We start from the raw sequence: 19405 nt of genomic DNA, 5'->3' as shown, positions 1-19405 counted from the left end.
ATAATTGCCATTCAATCAGAAGCGAGATCCCCAATGGCTCCTACACAAGTAGTTACTTTTGTCAAATTTCTTGTTAAGAAAGATGTTTATAAAGCATAGCTTTTTAAGGGGGATGCGAGGGGGATCTCCGGCGCATAAATAGTGTTAAGTAAACCGTATTGTTATATAACCACTTAAACAAAGAGGGCTCGCATCCCAACAACGTACCTAATCTATCTGAGAACCGCTATAACAAATAACAAATAACAAATAACAACTGTCAACCGTCAACTGTTGAACTGGTATCAGTTAAATTCGATCGCACGGGAATTTCAATCAAAAACTCCGATCCCTCTCCCAGTGTCGAAATACAGGTCAATCTGCCGCCGTGGCGATCGACTACAATCGAGTGAGAAATCGACAGTCCCAAACCCGTGCCCTTGCCCACAGGCTTAGTCGTGAAAAACGGGTCAAACAGCCTCGATCGCACTAGCTCCGGTATCCCCCCGCCGTTGTCCGCAATAGATACCGCTACGAAGCCCGCAGCAGCCTCATAAGTCCGAATCGCGATCGTACTGGGATGTCGATCGCACTCCTCGATCGTCCGCCCCTTGTCCCGTTCCTCCAAAGCATCGATCGCATTAATCAAAATATTCATAAATACCTGATTCAACTCGCCCGGAAAACATTCAACTTGCGGCAATAACTGGTAATCTTTAACAATCTGAATCCCCGGACGGCTGCTGTGAGATTTCAAGCGATTTTGCAAAATCATCAAAGTGCTGTCAATTCCCTCGTGAATGTTCGCCGACTTACCAGCAGACTCGTCCAACCGGGAAAAATTGCGTAATGATTTGACAATTTCGACAATTCGCTCGGTTCCTACTTGCATAGAAGTAAACAATTTCGGGAAATCGTCAGCAATATAATCCAAGTCTATTTCATTGAGTTTATCTAACACTTGAGCCGGAGGATTAGGACAGTAATCTTGATAAACTTTAATCAATTCCAACAAATCTAAACTGTAACGGCGAGCCGGACTGAGATTGCCGTGAATAAAGCTAACTGGGTTATTAATTTCGTGAGCGACACCAGCAACTAACTGACCCAAACTCACCATTTTTTCATTTTGAACGAGCTGAGCTTGAGTGGTTCTGAGTTTGTTAATAGCTGCTTCCAACTCTCGCGCTTTTGAACGTTCGCGCGCTTCCGATTCCTGCAAAGCTGACTCCGCTTGTTTGCGATCGGCAATTTCAGTTTGCGCTTGCTCAAACAGCGTCGATTGCTGGATCGCGATCGCTAACTGCACGCTAATTTGTTTGAGACACTCCACCTCAATTTTTAGCCATTGGCGGCAGCCAGCGCACTCGTGAGCAATCAACAAGCCCCACAACTTCTCACCTTGCAAAATCGGCACTACCAAATTAGCTCGCACCTGAAATTGAGCTAATAAATTAATGTAGCACTCAGAAAGACCGGCTTTGTAAATATCATCCACAGCTACAGTGCGACCGTTTTGGTAAGCAGAACCATAGCTGTCTTTAAAGCAAGAATCGTTAATATTTATTCCCTGAAGCGACCGCCAATTTTCAGCCACCGCCTCAACTGCTACAAAACCGCTCCAATCGGGATTAAACCGATAAATAATTGTCCGGTCTGTTTGCAGAAAATGCCGTATTTCAGCAACAGCTTTTGTCAAGATTTCTTCTAAATTTAGAGAAGAGCGAATGCGTTCCAGCATCCCTACCACCAAGCGTTCTTGTTTTAATTGCTGGCGCAAGATAGACTCGGCAAGTTTGCGGTGATTAATATCTTCAATCACAGCAATTCCGTAGCTTGGTTCCCCAAACCCGTCCCGCACTAAAGATACAGTCACATTAGCCCAAACAAATGAACCGTCTTTGTGCACAAAGCGTTTCTCAAGTGAATAATTCAAAATTTCCCCAGCTAACAGTCTTTGGGCAGACTCGACATCTGCTTCTACATCTTCGGGGTGAGAAATCTCCCAAACATTTCGTGCTTTCAGTTCCAATTCTGAGTATCCGATAATATTGCAAAAGCCTTGATTGGCATTCAAGAAACTACCTTCGGGTGACACTTTAACAATCCCGATCGCCGCTTGTTCAAATACAGCCCGAAATCGCTGTTCGCTTTCTTGCAAAGCAATTTCTGCTTTTTTGCGATCGGTAATATCGATTTCCGTGCCAAACAGTCGCACCACCTTACCCAAGTCATTTTTAACAGCTTGTCCTTTACAGTTAACGTGCCGGATTTCTGCTGATAGAAAACATATGCGGTGGTCGATGTCGAAAGCTATCCCTTCATTCACCGCCTTTTGCAAAGCTTCTGTAACGCTTTCTTTGTCATCGGGATGAATTTGCTCTAAAATTTCTGTCATTGTCGGCTGCCAATTAAATTCTCTACAGTAAACTCGAAACACTTCGGCAGACCAATTAACAATACCGGTCTCTATATCGAATTCCCAAGTTCCCATGCGGGCAATTTCTTGTGCATATTGCAATTGGTCGGCAAGTTCTTGTAGAGATGCGATTAACTGCGTTTTTTCGGCTTCGGCCCCAACGCGGGCGCTGATATCTTTGTGAGTACCCGTCATCCGCAATGGCGCACCCCATTCGTCGTACTCGACTACTTTGCCCATACCCAAAATCCACTGCCAATTTCCGGCTTTGTTGAGGATCCTAAATTCAAATTCATAGATCTCGATGCCACCTTCAAAATATAAATTTAAAGATTCTCTTGCTCTGATTCTGTCTTCGGGATGCAGCAAATTTTCCCAACCTTGGAAGTTGTTGTCAATTTCAGTGTCTGCGTAACCGAGCATTGATTTCCACTGCGAGTCGAAATAAGTTTCGCCAGTAGCTATATTCCAATCCCACAGCCCCAAAGAGCTGCCTGAAACCGCTAACTGCAATCGCTCTTGACTGAATTTTAATGCCGATTCGGCGCGTTTTAGGTCTGTAAGGTCAGCAATGATTGCCATCATTCCTATTGGTTTGCTGGCGCTATCTTTAATGCAGTCAGCTCGCAATTGAGTTTCGATAATTTCGCCGTTTTTAGCCCTGAGTGCAATTTCATTGCTCCATGACAAACCTTTCCGCAGGACTTTAAATAATTTTCTTAACTCTTGAGATTTGGCGTACATTACTGCTGGGCCGCCGGCATTATTTAGTTCCTCAACTGTATAGCCGTAGCGTTGAATAAATGCTTGATTGTGATAAATTGAATAGCCGTCTAAATCTGCGATCGCGATTGCATCGCTAGCGCTGTCTACAGCTTGAGTTACCAAACACAGGGTATATTCGGCGTTTTTGCGATCGGTAATATCAAAAATCGCTCCGTCAAGCCACAAAACCAACCCTTCTGGATTGTAAGTCGCCCTACCCCTTTGGGACATCCAGCGCACCGACCTGTCAGCGCGCACAATCCGGTATTCTACATGATACGGCTGTTTCGAGTCTACCGCCGCTCTGATTTGTCGATCGAGCATTTCCCTGTCTGCCTTATGGATGATGCTAGCAAAACTCAAGCGGTTGTTGTGAATAAAATCCCCAGCAGCATAGCCGCTAATTGCCTCAAGTTCGTCACTCACAAACACCATCGTCCAATCAGCATCGTATAAGTTGCGGCAGATAGCGCCCGGAATATTCTCAATTAGCGATCGAAATCTGGCTTCACTCTCCCGCAAAGCCGCTTCCGTCTCTTTTAAATCAGTAATATCCAGTATCATCCCTTCCCAAACAATATCGCCTTCCGGCCCTATAAGCGTCGTAAAATTAACTCGTTCTGGTCTCGAAACACCTCGCATCCATTTAAGTTTTCCAGACCGCATAATCGCGCGCCATTCCTGCTGCCATGGCTGCATATTTACCGCCGAATAAACAATAGATTCTTGAATTTTTGGGAGGTCGTCTGGATGAATGCAACTGAACATAAGTTCGGAATTCTCCTGAATATCTTCAGGTTCCAATTCATATAAATCGCGGCTGCCAGAAGAAATGTAAGGAAAACATTGTCTGCCGTCACTTGAGAGGCGGAATTGATAAATTACTCCCGGCAAATTGGCAGCTATTTGCTGGAGTCTAGCTTGGGTTTCTTGCAGGGCTAATTGTTTCCGCTTATCCTCAGTGACCTCTCGAATTATTCCGACAAGTATTTTACTGCCGTCGGTATTTTCAAATACGGTTTTTTTTGTAGACAGAATGTGCTTAGCACCGCTGCCATCCGTAAATATTTCCTCGCTGTCGTTTTCTTCCCCGGTTCTAAACACTTCTTCGTCTTTCTCCCAAAAAAAATCAGCTTCTTCTTTGGGGAAAAAATCGTAATCCGATTTACCTAGCAGTTGCTCGCGCTGCTTGCCTATCAGCTTACAAAAAGCATCATTTAACAGTATCCAGCGGTGCTGTTCATCTTTGACAAAAATTGGATCGGCAACTGCATCGATCGTATAATTCAAAAATTTTTTATTAGCTTCCGCTTCCTCTCTGGCTAAAATTTTATCCGTAATATCGTTAATAGTTCCAGTAGTTCCCTGCGCCGCGCCGTTTTTGCCAAAAATCAAAAATTCCTGAATTTCTACCCAGCGAAATTCGCCATTTTTGGTAAGATATCGCATTTGATAGCAACAGGATATTTCTTGATTTTCAGTCGAATTTTTAGAGGAATTTAAATATTGGTGTTGGTCGTCAGCATGAATGTAACTCAAACAGGAATTTCCCAAACTTTCATCAACCGTAAATCCGGTTATTTTCGTCCAAGCAGGATTGAGAAAAGTCCAATTGCCCGCAATATTTGTTTCAAAAACTACTTCTTTGATATTGTCAACAACCTGGGGGTATTTTCCTTGACTTTTTTGCCATTCTGCTTGTCGCTTATGGCGGGCGATCGCGCACTCGATCGTCCGCACCAGCAGTCGGCTGTCTAATTCTTTTTTTATCAGATAATCTTGAGCGCCGGCGGCAATTAAATTGACAGCCAATTCTTCTTCATCCGCCCCTATCAAAATGACGATCGGAATATTGATTCCGCCATCTTGGAGGCGAAAAAAATTATTAAATTTCGGGCTATCAGGGAGGGTTAAATCTAATAAAATTACATCAAAAACATCGCTGCTTAAAATTTCTATCGCTTCCCCGATGCGAACTACATTGGTCGTCTCAATTGATGCTCTCAGTTCGCGATCGTCAGACAGCAGTTCTTGAATTAGTGCTGCATCTTGGGCACAGTCTTCTACTAAAAGAACTTTCAAGCAAGCAGGCGTTAAAGTTGATTCAAGAACAGAGGTCATACCATTTTAGATTTTAGATTTGGGATTTTAGATTTGGGAATTACTGATGAGTCTCGGGTTTCGCGCTTGTCTAAAGTTGCATTCTTTTTTTCGAGCGATATCAGTTTGCTACTTTTTATTTATCCAATAAAAACTGCTGCGGATGCAGCTACCTAGCTCCTATCATTTTATATTAAAAATTTAAAAAATTGAATAATTGGAAATGGTGGATGACTCTCATGGTTGGGAGTACGGCGAGTTGCATTCTTTTGAGGGAATGGCATCATTTTTGGGAAACTTGAACCGCAGGCTGTAGGGTGGCTGGGTACTTGCAGACGCCCGAGATTTATTGGTATGGCTTGACAGTTGACCGCTTGACAGTTGACATTTAAGTACGGGAATCAAAGCGTTGATTCATAAACAAGTCTAGGCTTTATTGATGAGGTTATTTACGTCCGCGCCCGATGTGGCGGTTACTATATAATTGAGCTATTTGCTGCAAGTTGTCCGCCTCACTCCAAACCTAGTGACCCAAATTTATCGTAGTTTTAGCGATCGTGCAAATCCACTCTATTTTAATTTACAACCTTTGGCAAGGAAATAGCAAGAGACCGGGCAAAAAATCGCGGATCGAGAAGGACTAAATTCCTGACTGCGAAGCTAGGTCAGTTACAGTGAATTTACGGAACATACTATCAAATGGTCTCGGTTGAATTACTGACAAGTAACGCCCGTTTGTAGTGAGGACTTTATGCCTATCTTTGGGATAAAGAAGGACTAAAGTCCTGACTACGAACCCGATAAAGAAGGACTAAAGTGCTCACTACGAACCTGATTCCGAACTTAATTCAGGTTTTGTTACCGGAGGCGATTTTACTGATTTGAGTCGATCAATTTTTCGGCTGTTTGGGCAGCACGACTGTAAACACGCTGCCTTGACCGAGATTGCTGCTAATAGCAATCTCGCCGTTAAAAGGTTTTAAAAGTTCTATACAAGTATAAAGTCCGAGACCAGTTCCTGTTGGTTCCCCTTCGATTTGTTCTTCGCCTTTAGGCGGCTTCGACGTATAAAAAGGGTCAAAAAGTTTTGACAAATCTTCAGGTGCTATGCCGCATCCCGTATCTGCAATATCCATGTATATGTTCGAGTTGTCTTGCCGAGTCACGATAGTTATTTCCCTGATTTTTCTTTCCCACATAGCATCCATTGCATTATTTATTAAGTTATAAAATACTTGAGAAATATAGGAATAAATTAAGGGAATATTGGTTATTGTTTCGTCATAAAAGTATTTTTTTCTAATCTTATTCTTGAAAAACATATTTCCTTCCAATAGTTGAATTTCTCGCTGTACTAAATCGTTGATATTTACAGGATGCAAATCTTGGTTTTGTTCTTTCCTGCTTTTCATCATCAGAGTATCCATAATCTGATTAATTTTTGAGACAGCTTGAAAGATGTATTTGGTATAATTGAAAAAAGAGTCTTCTTGGATTTTTGTGGCTTTTGTTTCAATCAAATCGACGCTAGTCTGGATCACTTGTAGCGGGCTTTTGAGGTTGTGCACCATTCCCTGGGTCAAACGTCCGATGATGGCTGTTTTTTCCTGGTCGATTAATTGCTTGGTTTTTTGTTCGACAAGTCTTTCCAGATTTTGGTTGAGCTGGGCTAGTTCTAGGTTTTTTTCTTCGAGTTTTTGTTGCAAGTTGCGGATTGTCAAGTGAGTTTCTATGCGGCTCAACACTTCTTCGTGCTGGAAAGGCTTAGTGATGTAGTCAACTGCTCCTGTCTGAAAGCCTTTTACTTTATCAAGGGTCTCGGAAAGGGCGCTCATGAAGATGATTGGAATGTCTCGGGTTGACGGGTCTGCTTTCAAACGCAGGCAAGTTTCAAAACCGTCAATTCCGGGCATCATGATATCCAAAAGAATCAAGTCGGGATGGATGTATTCAATTTGCTCGATCGCACTTTCGCCGTCTAGAGCCACTAATACTTTAAATCCGTAATTTCTTAACAACTCGAAAAGTACGTCAAGATTTGTTTGGTTGTCATCGACAATTAGTATGATGCTTCTTTCGGAATTCTTATCGTTCATATTTAAGGGAAAAATTAAAATGATTGAGTTGTGAGTTGTCGGTTGTAATTTTACATGAGATTCAAGGGATTTTCGGTGCCTCTAGAAACCCGGTTGCTCGGTAGGTGCCGACGTTTGCAATAGCCTCTTTATAGGGCAATACTGTTCAGTTAACAGTGTTTATTTTCCGGATATCCCCCTAAATCCCCCGGATAGTCGGGGGACTTTTAGAAGAATCCTGTCCCCCCCTTTGTAGGGGCGGTGCCCCCGTGCCTGCCCTCTTGGCTAAGGGGGGATCGGGTTTAATCCAAGCGTATTGCGTTATTGACAATCACGATCGGGGCGTGAGATTTAACTGATTTTAATTTATCGGTTGGCTACCCTCAATTTTAGGGCAAATGTTGCTTCAAAAAATCTCGAATTTGCCTGAGCTGAAATCCTTTAGCAAGTTGGCGAACGTGCTGAACAAAAGGGACTAATGTCGGGTCAGAATTTTCTAGTTTAGCAGTTTCCTCCAGGATAGCTTCAATATCGCCCATAGCAGCCAATCTTAACAAGACAAAGACTGACTCTGAACCAGGAGACACTATTGTTGAGTCAGCAATCGCAATCTCCGATAATGCTTTGGGAGTTTGAGCTTTGCGTTTTTTGGTTTCCGATCCCTCTTCGTAAATCCATTCTAGTCTCAAATGCAGGCGCAATAATTCTAAAAGGTCGTTAGTTTGAATCGGTTTGGTGACAAAATTATCGCAACCTGCAAGTATGCTTTTTTGCCTGGTAGTCTCGTAAACGCTAGCGGACAAAGCAAGGATAACCGCATCTTTTAATTCCGGCAACTGTCGCAGCCGCCTGGTGGCTTCCCAGCCGTCCATTACTGGCATCAGCAAGTCCATTAAAATTAGATCCGGTAGAAATTCCTGTGCTTTGTGCAAACAGTCTGCGCCGTCTATGGCTTCTGCAATTTCAAAGCCCAAACGAGAAAGCAGTCTGTGCAGCATGGCACGATTTACTTCGTGATCGTCTACGATCAGGACTTTCCGGTGGCTGCCTCTAAAACCGATAAGCCGGCGTTTTTCTTGGGTGGAGGGGGTTTCAGAATATTCGGCGACTGCGGGCAAGTCTATATCCAACCAAAATATGCTACCTTTGCCGGGGGTACTTTGGACGTGAATGTCGCTGCCCATTATTTTGACTAATTTTTGGCTGATGGAAAGTCCTAGTCCGGTACCTTCGACGAAATTGTTACGATCGCCTACTTGATGAAAAGGCAAAAATATTTCTTCTAGTTTATTCTGCCGGATGCCGATGCCGGTATCTTCGATTTGAAAGCGAATTTTAGCGGTTGGGGCCCGATCGCCAGTAGTTGTGGCGATCGCTTCGGGCGCTTCTGTGGTTTCCCGCAGGGCGATCGACTTTTTCGGATTGTCTAAATTCGCAGTCCAATTGATTGTTTGAGTAGAAACTTCGGCTGTCAAACTCGAATTTGTGCAGTGGGTTTGAGGATAATTTTCTGCGTAACCGACTTTGAATGTCACGCCACCGCTCACCGTAAACTTAACCGCATTGCTGAGCAAATTAATCAAAACTTGGCGCAATCTGATTTCATCAACAAAAACGTAGTCTGGCAGCGCCGACACCTGCTCGTAATTAAACGCAATTCCTTTTTGATGCGAGCGCATCTGGAACAGATCGACAATACTTTTAACAAAGCTGGGAAAATGCAGATTTGTCGGTGACAGTTCCATTTTACTAGCTTCGATTTTCGAGAGGTCTAAAACATCATTAATCAGGGTTAGCAGGTGGTTGCCACACTGGTGAACGTTGTTGAGACTTTCCTGTTGCTCCGCAGTTAAATTCTTATCCGGTTTGAGCAGTTGAATGTATCCTAAAATCCCGTTCAAAGGCGTCCGCAATTCGTGGCTCATGTTGGCGAGAAAGTCGCTTTTAGCGCGGTTGGCGGTTTCGGCGGCTTCTTTGGCTAATTGCAGGGCGGCTTCTGCTTGTTTGCGATCGGCTATTTCGGTTTGTGCTTGTTCAAATAGGGTCGATTGCTGAATGGCGATCGCCAACTGCACGCCCAATTGTTTCAGGCACTCTGCCTCCAATTTTTGCCAGGAATGCGGGGCCGTGCAGTGGTGGGCTATCAACAGCCCCCACAAGTTTTCGCCTTGCAAAATCGGCACTACCAGACTCGCTCTCACCTGGAGGCGAGTCAACAAACTCAAGTAACAGTCGGCGATGCCGGCATTGTAAACATCTTCTGTGGCTCTAATTCGGCCATCTAGGTAAAGAGGAACGTAGGCTTCTCCAAAACAGGGATCGTAAATTTCCATTCCTATAATTGATCGGGTATTTTCGCCAACCGATTCGACTGCGACAAACCCGCTCCAATCAGGATTGAATTGGTAAATTACAGTTCTATCTACTTGCAAAAACTGGCGGACTTCTTCGACTGCTTTGGTGAGAATTTGTTCTAAATTAAGAGAAGAGCGAATGCGTTCCAGCATGGCTACTGCCAACTGTTCCCGCTTTAATTGCTGGCGCAAAAATGCTTCTGATTCTTTGCGTCTTGTGATATCTGTAATCACGGCAATTAACCCGACCGAATGGTCATTTATGTCTTTAATGCTATCGGCTCGCACCAGAGCGGTAACAGCTTCATCACTCTTGGTTCGCAGGGCAACTTCGCCGCACCAAGAGCGACCTTTGCGAATGTTTTTATAGATTTTTTTGTAACTTTTAGGCCGGATGTAAAGCGCGGCGCGATCGCCTAGCTCGTTGAGTTCTTCCACTGTGTAGCCGTAACGCTGAATGAAGGCTTGATTGTGGTAAATAGACCGCCCTTTCAAGTCAGCGATCGCGATCGCGTCGCTGGTACTTTCCACAGCTTGAGTGACCCGCAGCAAAGCTAATTCTGCTGCTTTGCGATCGCTGATATCGGTCATCGAACCCACCATCCGCAGGGGGTTTCCGGCTTCGTCCCAGACTGCTTGAGCGCGGGCGAGCACCCACTTGTAGCTGCCGTCTTTGCACTGCAAGCGGTATTCGGCGGCGTAATTGGGGGTTTGGCGATCGAGATAATCTTGGATTGTGGCTTGCACTCGATCGCGATCGTCTGGATGGATGCGATCGATCCATTCGCTGTTGCTGCTGTCGATTTCGCCGTCTGCGTAACCGATAATTTCTTGCCAGCGGGCAGATCGAAAAGCTTCATCTGTTTGAAGATTCAAGTCCCAAATTCCGTCTTGATTGCCTTTAAGAACTAACTGCCAGCGTTCTTCACTTTTACGCAATTCTTCTTCGGCTTGTTTGCGCTGAATGTGAGAACCCAACTGAGTCGCTACCGCATTGACCAATTCTACTATACGCGGTTCCATAATTGATGGATCGCGCTTGCAGAACAGTAAAATTGCCAGCACCTCTGAATTGGCGCGAATCGGCACTCCGAAACAAGCTTTCAATCCGGCTGCTGCCGCCATTTGCGATCGGGCAAAAAATGCATTATTGACTACAGAAACATCTTCAATCCATTCTACCTTTCTGGTTGACCAAATCCGTCCCGGCACTCCCAATCCCGGCGCGAACCTAATTTTCTTACTTTCCTGGCCAAACCTATCTAAATCGCGATCGCTAGCATACCAAGTTTCGCTGTGTTCCAAAACAGTACCATTAGCAACGGGTATCCAAGCTTCAGCAAAATTCCAGCCGATCGCAGTGCACAGCAACCGGAGGATATCAGGGAGAGCGCTGTGAAAATCTACCGACTTACTAATGGCTTGAGTTGCTGCCAGCAACAGCTTAATTTCATCTTCTGCTTGCTTGCTTTCTGTAATATCAGTTCCCGTGCCGAGAATTTGTTTTAACTGGCCCTCTGCTGTTTTTGCAAATACAGTATCTCGGCTGACAATCCAGCGCCAAGAACCATCCTTGTGCCGGATGCGGTATTCAATTTCAAAGATCTCTCCTTCTGTACCCGTTGCGACTTGCTGTAAATAATCAGGCATTTTGATGGCATCTTCCGGGTGCATTAAAGTTAACATCAACGGCCCCATTGCCTGAATCTCATCTACTGTATAGCCAATAATCTGAGAGATAGAAGCATTCGCATAAATATTTTTTTGTTCTATCAAGTCGTAAACATACAAAATATTAGGACTTGCCTCAGCAATGCGATCGCCGAACCGCTTGCTATCTTGCAAATCTGCTTCTGCTTTCTTTCTCGCAGTAATATCGCGAACAATGCAAATTATTTCGCCCTCCGGCAAAATTGTCAGCGAGACTTCTTGAGGGAATTGAGAGCCATCGCGGCGGCAGCCTACTGCTTCTGTGCTGCAATAACCTTGGTGCGCTAAAGTCGGCATAATTTCCCGCTCAAACCTTGCGAGTTCTGCACCTTCATAAAATATTTTCCAACTTTTGCCCAATATTTCTTCGAGGGCATTGTAACCGTAGATTTTGAGTTTAGCTGCGTTGGCATAAATCACATCTCCGCTGGCATTGACAATACCTATGCCTTCGGAAGCGGCTGCCATTGCTGCTGCTTGTCGCTGGAGTTTTGACTCAAAACGTTTGCGGCTGGTGATATCCCGGACGATCGCAATAATTTCGTCATCGGTGCAGAAGACAATTCTCGCTTCAAAATCGCACAGTACATCCTGAATTGGCAGTTGATATTCTACAACTTGAATCTCGCCAGTCTCGATCGCTTGTTGATTGCCGGACAATATTTTTTCAGCAAAAGCAGCAGGCAAGATGTCTTGTGCTTTTTGACCAATAAATATGTTTTCCGGTACCAGGGTTTGGATATCTTTTGCGGGTTTGAAGTCTACAAAAGTGCCGTCGGCGCGACAGCGAAATATCATGTCGGGTATCGCGTTTAAAAGAGCGCGATTAGTGGCTTCACTTTTACGCAATTCAGCTTCAGCTTGCTTGCTCAATGTAATATCTCTGGCAACTGCATAAATTAAACTTTCTTCAGCAAAAGGTGATGCCGTCCACGACAGCCATTTATAAGTACCATCTGGGCAAATACAGCGGTTTTCTAAGTTAATAACGGGGTGAGAATTTTGAAGTTTTTCTAATTCAGCTATAGTTATTTCTCTGTCTTCTGGATGCACGAATTCTATAAAAGGTTTGGCTAGAAGTTCGTCTCGGCTGTAACCTAATACATTTGACCAAGCAGGGTTTAAGCGTTTGAAATAGCCGTCAAAACCTGCAATGCAAAGTAAATCTAGCGAAATGCTAAAGAAGCGATCGCGCTCTTGTTGTGTTTGTTTTAATTCGGTGACATCGATCACCAAACCATCCCAAACTATATCGCCGTTGGCCTGCTTGGAGGGCTTAGCCGCGCCTTGCAGCCATTTCACTCGTTCTCCCGTAACTTGCCGCCACTGGTGGTGCCAAGATTCCTGAGTCACTGCTGAAGTTGCGATCGATCGATGCAAGTCTGAGATGTCATCGGTGTGAACTGTAGCAAAAGCCAAGCTGGCATTTTCTTCTATTTCTTCAGGTCTTAAATTGTAGAGCTGCCAACTCCCAGAAGAAACATAAGTAAAAGATGTTTTGCCATCCACATAAAGCCTGTATTGATAAATCATTCCCGGCACGTTAGCGCTGATTATTTGAAATCGATCTTCGCTTTCCTGCAATGCTATTTGCTGGCGCTTGTATTCGGTCACATCTCGCATGATTCCGACCAACATTTTAGTGCCGTTAGCTTTATTAAAAACTGTTTTTTTGGTAGATATAATGCGTTCTTGACCTGCGCTATCTGTAAAAGTCTCTTCCGTTTGTTTGGGAATACTTCTTTGCAATACTTGCTCGTCTTGTTGCTCAAAAACTTTGGCTTGTGCTGCGCCCAAAAACTCGTATCCCGACGTACCTATAAGTTCCGATCGCCCTTTTCCCATCAATTCGCAAAAAGCATCGTTTAGTACAACCCACCTATGTTGCTCGTCTTTGACAAAAATTGGGTCAGGAGTAGCATTAATCGTGTGATTTAAAAACTCTTCTGATGCTTTTACTTCGGCTTCGTAGCGATAGCGGTCGCTCACGTCCAAAATTACTTTAATCATCCGGTCGATCGAGCCGTCGCGGCCCCGGATGCAGCGCAGGGAAACCCGAGTATAAACTATTTTTCCATCTTTTTTGCGCCATCTTTTGTCTAAAATATAGCCTTCGCTCTCCCCGGCAAAAATTTTATTTAACTGCTCTAAACTAGCCTGCCAGTCTTCAGGATAGCCCCACTGTTCCCAATTTCCGTGCAAAAGTTCTTGGCGCTCGTATCCCAGCAAATTGCACAAAGCATCGTTAACTTCCAACCACTGGCATTGTGTGGGTTCTGAGAGGGAAACTGGAGGAGCAATAATCGCAATTCCGACGAGGGAATTTTCGACTACGGAGCGATATTTTGCTTCACTTTTTTGCAAAGCTTCTTGGTTGTGCTGCCGCTCAACTGCGTAGCGGAGCGATCGCATTAACACTTCGCTGTCGATTTTTCGCTTGACTAGATAATCCTGAGCTCCTGCTTGGATTGACTGCACGGCGAGTTCTTCATCGTTGTGCGCCGTCAGTACGACGATCGGAGTATTGAGGCTGTATTCTTGTATGTTAACAATTGTACTTATGTCTTGGCTGTCGGGCAGCGAAAGGTCAAGTAAAATCACATCAAAATGTTCGCCGAGCAAAATTTGCTGCGCTTTGCTGAGACGGTCTGTACAGCTTACTGACAGCCTTTGGGTTTCGGCTCGGCTGACATTTGTTTCTAATAACAATTCTTCGATTAGATCGGCTTCGGCTTGATTGTCTTCGACCAGGAGAACTTTAAAGCCGTTTCGCTTGGCGGTTGGGCTCAAAACTGATATCATATACCTTGTTAATTATCGTAAGGCAGTCGAGCTAATTATTATAGCATATAAATAATTGAATGCCAAAATAACGCTGGTAAAAAATAAAATTGCTTGCGTCCAAAAACTACAATGTTCTACATCGACTGTGTTTTTGCTCTAAGTAGGTCAACCCAATCAGAGGTAAAATTTTTACGGTTTTGAGAATCTGGGTTGGTGGAGGAAACAAAACTGCTCGGTGTTGTGTTTTGTGGGCGATCGCCGCGATCGAATCGCTTCACCGTCAACAGTCAACACAATTTGAGCGGTATCCCCGCACCGCTGCGCGATCGGCGCCAATAAATCCGTGGAAATTATGTCTGACATTGACATTTTTACAATTTTTTTTATGATAGCTTACCTAAACTCCCCGCTGCCATTTCTTTACTTTTTGCAATTAAATAAATCTTCCCCAGGGGTCTTGCCATTTAGCAAAAAAGTTATAAGATAGAAATAGAGGCAATTAAAAACTAGGCCGGATACAGACGCGAAAAAAATCTGAGCTTTTGGGCAACAAAACTACATTTAAAAATTGACACTCCTTTGTTTACTGTCCTTTAACCGAACTGGTCTGAATGTGAGAGGAAAAAAGCAATGCTAGACAAATTAGCAATTCAAGAAAAACAAGTTTTAATTCCCAAAGAAAAAGCCTTAATATTGTGGTTTGATGAAGTCGGGATAGCCGACATCCCATTAGTAGGGGGTAAAAATGCTTCATTGGGGGAAATGATTCAACAGTTAACCCCCAAAGGAGTCAGCGTCCCCAATGGATTTGCAACTACAGCATACGCTTATCGGTACTTCATCGAGTCGGCGGGTTTAGAAGCAAAATTGCGCGAAATTTTTGCCGATTTAGACGTAGAAAATCTCCAGAACCTCCGCATCAAAGGGAAGCAAGCGCGGGCGTTAATTCTCGATACACCGTTTCCGCGAGACTTGCAAGTGGCGATCGCAGATGCTTACGATCGACTGTGCGATCGCTACGGCGACAGTACAGACGTAGCAGTCCGTTCGTCCGCCACCGCCGAAGACTTACCAGACGCCAGTTTCGCCGGACAGCAAGAAACCTACCTCAACGTCCACGGTTGCACCAGCGTCCTCCAATGCTGCCACAAATGCTTCGCCTCCACCTTCACCGACAGAGCGATTTCTTACCGCCAACAACGAGGTTTCGACCACTTTGAAGTCGCCTTATCCGTCGGCGTGCAGAAAATGGTGCGATCGGACTTAGCATCCTCCGGCGTCATGTTCAGCATCGACACCGAAACCGGTTTCAAAAATGCCGCCCTAATCACCGCCGCCTACGGATTAGGAGAAAACATCGTTCAAGGAGCAGTAAATCCCGACGAATACCTAGTTTTTAAACCCACATTAAAACAAGATTTCCGCCCAATTCTCGACAAACGCCTCGGCACCAAAGACATCAAAATGGTGTACGATCTCGGCGGTTCCAAATACACCAAAAACCTCTCGGTAGCCCCAGCAGAACGCGGCAAATACGCCCTTAACGATGAAGAAATTCTGCAACTAGCACGTTGGGCCGTACAGATAGAAGAACACTACTCTCAAGTCCGCGGCACCTACACGCCGATGGACATCGAGTGGGCAAAAGACGGCAATACAGGCGAACTATTCATCGTCCAAGCGCGGCCGGAAACAGTACAATCACAAAAATCTGCTACAGTTTTACGCAACTACAAATTGCAAGGTTCCAGCGCAGTTTTGGCAACAGGGCGTGCCGTTGGTGAAGCTATCGGACAAGGTAAAGCCCGCGTAATTTTAGACGTTCACCAAATCGCTGACTTTGAAGCAGGGGAAGTTCTTGTTACCAACAAAACTGACCCGGATTGGGAACCGATCATGAAAAAAGCCAGCGCGATTGTCACCAATTCCGGCGGCCGTACTTGCCATGCTGCGATCATTGCCCGGGAAATGGGAATCCCCGCCATTGTCGGCACCGGCGACGGTACTAAAGTCTTGCAAAACAATCAAGAAATTACTGTTTCTTGTTCCGAAGGAGACGAAGGCAAAGTTTATTCCGGTTTAGTTCCTTTTGAAATTCAAGAAATTGCGATCGACAATTTGCCCCGCACCCGCACTCAAATTTTAATGAATGTCGGAAACCCAGAAGAAGCTTTTGGTTTGTCAGCAATTCCTTGCGATGGCGTAGGGTTAGCGCGGCTAGAATTCATCATCGCCAACCACATCAAAGCGCATCCCTTGGCACTGATTCACTTTGACGAATTGACCGACACATCAGTCAAGCGCCAAATTGCCAAACTCACAGCACTTTACAAACACAAACCCGATTTCTTTACCGACAAATTAGCCTGCGGAATTGCCACCATCGCCGCCGCATTTTATCCCAATCCAGTCATCGTGCGGATGAGCGATTTCAAGAGCAACGAATATGCTAATCTGCTGGGAGGGCGGCAGTTTGAACCGAAGGAAGAAAACCCGATGATCGGGTGGCGCGGCGCTTCTCGTTATTATGACCCGAATTACCGCGAAGCTTATGCTTTGGAATGCAAGGCATTAAAGCGAGTGCGCGACGAAATGGGCTTGACAAATGTGATTCCGATGATTCCGTTTTGTCGCACGCCGGAGGAAGGGCGCAAAGTGTTGGCCGAGATGGCGAAACACGGTTTAGTCAAGGGTGCAAATGGCTTGCAGGTGTACGTGATGTGCGAATTGCCCAGCAATGTCATATTTGCTGACGAATTTGCCCAGGTTTTTGACGGATTCTCGATCGGCTCCAACGACTTAACTCAGCTAACATTAGGATTAGACCGGGATTCTGCCTTAGTCGCCCACATCTTTGACGAACGCAATGAAGCTGTGAAGCGGATGGTGGAAATTGCCATTAAAGCCGCCAAGAAGTACGATCGCAAGATAGGCATTTGCGGTCAAGCACCCAGCGATTATCCTGAGTTTGCTCGCTTCTTGGTTGAGTTGGGAATTGATTCGATTAGTTTGAATCCCGATTCGGTTTTGAAGACTTTGCTTGATGTTGCTAAGGTGGAGGCTTCCAGTGCGGTGATGGATTTAGCGGCGCAGGTTGCTAAAGTTTAAGGGAGTATCTCAGTTTTGCATTTTTTCATTTATAGTGCTGTCCCCGCTCGCGTATTATACAATACGCGAGCGGGGACAGCACTCAAATAAAAAAATTCTTTTTACAAACATGAGATGCTCCCAAGTGTAACCCCTCTCCCGTTCGTAGCGAGGAATGCAAGTCCTCTGATTTAGAAAGGACTTGCATTCCTCACTACGAACCTATCCACAACAACCCTTACCAGCAAACGGTTAACGCACGGGCGGCATAGTTTGAGATTTCACTGGGAACTTTCCTGATTGAAAACCGTCTGTTACCCGATGATTTTAGCTTCGGGATTATGTAAATAAAAAACAAGATTATTCACAAAAGCTCTGAAAATGTGTTTACAGTTCTCCTGATTATTGTCATAGGTTTGGCTCCGTCGCTGGTGTCTTTGTGGGTGATGCGCTCTGCCGAGAGGCAAGTCAGCGAGAGAATTGCAGCGGCCAGGCGGGCGGTAGCAAATAGACCCCTGCCTGCTCAACTAGCAATGGGCGATCGCATTTACGTAGAAGGCCTGGGTTATCCGATCGGCGATATCACTTGCGAGTATAACGCTCGCTCTAATTACATTCGCTGTGCTGTGAATCCTTCTGGGCCCTGTCAAGATTGTCGGTACTATCAAGCCAGAACTCTTGACGTTCGCGCCCAAAAGATATAGGTTGTATTGGGGTTGTTGTATGCGAATATTTGCTGAGGTAGTAATCCATCAGTTAATATGTACTTACGTGGAAGGGTTGTTGTTGAAGCTTTTTGGGGACTAGCCGCGCCCAAACTAAGTAATTAAAATCTAATCGAGCAGTATTGCTGGGTTAAATTGGCCCTAACTAGCGGATGACGATCGGTGTTTTTCTAGTTGATGACTTGCGCTCAGAAACCAGATTTAGATTGTAAATCTTGGTTGGGCTGCAAAAAATCTAGGAATAAATCGGGTTTCTACTCTCTTGGGCGTAACTGGGGGAGACCCAGGAAAATCGCAAGTAGCTTACCAGCAAATCTGTAAATCGATTTCTCCAAAACATCATGAAAAATTCAGCACTAACAATTGTCTCCAGCATTTACCTTAAACAGAAATCCGCTCGAAGACTCTAAGTTGAAATTTTGAGAAGTTGCTTGTGGGTAACAATATTCTATTTTTGGCGATCGCAGATGAACGCAGTCTCAAACCTGGATTGTTGTCACTAACTAGACTGCAAGTCATAAATTTTTAATCCGCCTCGTCGATACAGGGTATGCCGATTTCAATTAAATTACACCGCCCAAAAACAATGCAGACAAGCCCCCGACTCAAGTCGCGAGCAGCCCAAAATTTTAGACTTTAGACTAAAGTTCAAGCTCCCAGATTCATCTGGCCAGGAAATCTAAAATCTAAAATCTAAAATTGACTGACATAGATGGGAAACTGCCACCCTAATTTCGTTCATCCAACCAAGTGTTAGCTTTCAGAAATGGTAAATTTTTTCTGCCCATAAAGTGTATTAGACGATCGACAGAAAACCTCATCAAGTAATTTTTTGAGGCTCGCTGTTATTGTCTGCTGCGGGAGGTAAGATATCTCCTTGTTAAAGATACACCCGCTCACAGAAAGCCGAAGGCAAAATATCACCCGATAGATAGATTATTACCATTAAAACTGTCCTGTCTCAGCCCTCGCGCAGGCGATACAGCACTTTTGCTGGTTAATGAAGTAAAAAAAGTGATTTCGCTCCGAAACCGTCTGTTTGTCAGGGTTATGACGTGTTTCAGAAGTCTAATCGGCCGACATCAAATCGGCTGTATTTCCAATGCTATCCAATAGCAAGATAGCAGAAATTTATGCTGATGAAAATCGGCATATTACTCTTTTTAACAGAATACGGTTGAGTTAAGATCGATCGCCCTAACCTCCATTTAAAAAAAAGGGGGATACAAGAAATTCTCTTTCGTCCCCGCAACGATTCGGGGGATGGGAGGAATCTCCGGGGAAGAAACAGCACTAACTGAACCTTATTGCTTTCTAAAAGTCAAACAACAGAGCAACTCAGTCTCAATTAAGCCTTGTTAAGAGGTGATAATTATTACCTCTTAATGGGTATATTGTATACAATCA

General features: G+C 44.6%; 6 protein-coding genes. 2 read left to right on the top strand and 4 right to left on the bottom strand.

The features are described from left to right. Positions 1-259: 259 nt before the first annotated feature. The 4 genes from JGK16_RS19950 to JGK16_RS19935 all read right to left on the bottom strand — a co-directional run bounded on the left by JGK16_RS19950 (position 260) and on the right by JGK16_RS19935 (position 14555). Complete coding sequence (locus JGK16_RS19950; protein ID WP_293192005.1) at positions 260-5284, bottom strand: PAS domain S-box protein; 5025 nt, start codon at positions 5282-5284, stop codon at positions 260-262. Positions 5285-6153: 869 nt separating this feature from the next. Continuing rightward, positions 6154-7359 carry a hybrid sensor histidine kinase/response regulator gene (locus JGK16_RS19945; RefSeq protein ID WP_293182956.1) on the bottom strand — a complete coding sequence of 402 codons (1206 nt, stop codon included), beginning with the start codon at positions 7357-7359 and terminating at the stop codon, positions 6154-6156. Positions 7360-7727: 368 nt separating this feature from the next. Further along, complete coding sequence (locus JGK16_RS19940) at positions 7728-14204, bottom strand: PAS domain S-box protein (RefSeq protein ID WP_293192003.1); 6477 nt, start codon at positions 14202-14204, stop codon at positions 7728-7730. Between the two features lie 171 nt (positions 14205-14375). Further along, positions 14376-14555 carry a hypothetical protein gene (locus JGK16_RS19935; protein ID WP_293203362.1) on the bottom strand — a complete coding sequence of 60 codons (180 nt, stop codon included), beginning with the start codon at positions 14553-14555 and terminating at the stop codon, positions 14376-14378. Between the two features lie 261 nt (positions 14556-14816). Here JGK16_RS19935 and ppsA point away from each other — a divergent pair, with 261 nt between their 5' ends. After that, entirely contained in the window at positions 14817-17294 is a 2478-nt protein-coding gene (gene ppsA, locus JGK16_RS19930; protein ID WP_293182950.1) for a phosphoenolpyruvate synthase, read from the top strand. Between the two features lie 362 nt (positions 17295-17656). Beyond that, positions 17657-17977, top strand: a complete 321-nt coding sequence (locus JGK16_RS19925; RefSeq protein WP_293182948.1) for a DUF6464 family protein — start codon at positions 17657-17659, stop codon at positions 17975-17977. Positions 17978-19405: the final 1428 nt, after the last annotated feature.

It is taken from the genome of Microcoleus sp. PH2017_09_SFU_O_A (assembly GCF_020738625.1).
Lineage (GTDB): Bacteria > Cyanobacteriota > Cyanobacteriia > Cyanobacteriales > Microcoleaceae > Microcoleus.
This window is presented reverse-complemented; position numbering and strand designations above follow the sequence as displayed.

Coding starts and splice junctions, on each gene's coding strand:
- ppsA (WP_293182950.1), top strand. CDS start 14,817: ATGCTAGACAAATTAGCAATTCAAGAAAAACAAGTTTTAATTCCCAAA.
- JGK16_RS19935 (WP_293203362.1), bottom strand. CDS start 14,555: ATGTCAATGTCAGACATAATTTCCACGGATTTATTGGCGCCGATCGCG.
- JGK16_RS19940 (WP_293192003.1), bottom strand. CDS start 14,204: ATGATATCAGTTTTGAGCCCAACCGCCAAGCGAAACGGCTTTAAAGTT.
- JGK16_RS19950 (WP_293192005.1), bottom strand. CDS start 5,284: ATGACCTCTGTTCTTGAATCAACTTTAACGCCTGCTTGCTTGAAAGTT.
- JGK16_RS19945 (WP_293182956.1), bottom strand. CDS start 7,359: ATGAACGATAAGAATTCCGAAAGAAGCATCATACTAATTGTCGATGAC.